This is a genomic window from Micromonospora sp. L32 (assembly GCF_052068055.1).
In the GTDB taxonomy this organism is placed as follows: Bacteria; Actinomycetota; Actinomycetes; order Mycobacteriales; family Micromonosporaceae; genus Micromonospora; species Micromonospora purpureochromogenes.
This window is the reverse complement of the sequence record NZ_JBQHDD010000026.1, coordinates 1-769: the sequence shown is the minus strand read 5'-3', so window position 1 is coordinate 769 and position 769 is coordinate 1. Positions and strand designations below refer to the sequence as shown.

At 66.4% G+C, this 769-nt stretch carries 1 pseudogene; it reads left to right on the top strand.

The features are described 5' to 3' along the window. Nucleotides 1-413 precede the first annotated feature (413 nt). Nucleotides 414-769 (top strand): annotated as a pseudogene (locus ACTMTB_RS30865) (hypothetical protein); the annotation flags it as partial.

The window sequence follows — 769 nt, the reverse complement described above, 5'->3', positions numbered from 1 at the left end:
AGCTCGACGACAAGTCGACCGTGACCAACAACGACCCCACCAACTGCGCCGGCACCGTCAAGGACTGCTTCAACTGAGCCGACGCACGACCAGGGAGTCCCTTCCCGCCTCGGCGGGAAGGGACTCCCCCACCCCTACCGGGAGGCATCGCCCCGAAGGGCCCGGCCGCCCGTCACGCGCTTTCGCCCTCCGCGACGTCCTTCGCCACCGGTGACACCTCTGCTGCACCGCCGTCCGCCCTGCTGTCGGCTGCACCGCCCACATACCTAATGTGGGCTTTTTTCGTATACGCCCACGAGGTGAAGAAGGTTCTCATACGTTGTTGTTCAGCAGCTACAACCGATTTGTAGCGAAGGCCGCCTCGCCGTGGCGAAGCGACCTTGTCGGGTACAAGGAGAGGGCAGAGAGCTCCGATGTCCAACTACCTTCGCAATAACGATGACGCCACCCGCGAGACAGCCTCCCCGCTTCGTCGTCGTCGGATCTGGCTCGCCACCGGCGTTGTCGGCCTGACAGGAGCGGTCAGCCTCGCAGGGGTCGCCTACGCGACCACCGGGGTTACCGGCGCCCACCGGTTGACCGACCTGAAGTGGTCCACGGCTCAGCAGCTCACGAAGGACGACGGTCGGGACCGCGACGCCGAGGAGCGGGGCGAGGACCGCAAGGACCGGGAAAGGGGCGAGGACCGCCGGGACCGGGACAAGGACCGGGATCGTGACGAGCACGGTCGGGTGCGGGAGGTGCCGTGTGACGACGAGAAGCTGATCGA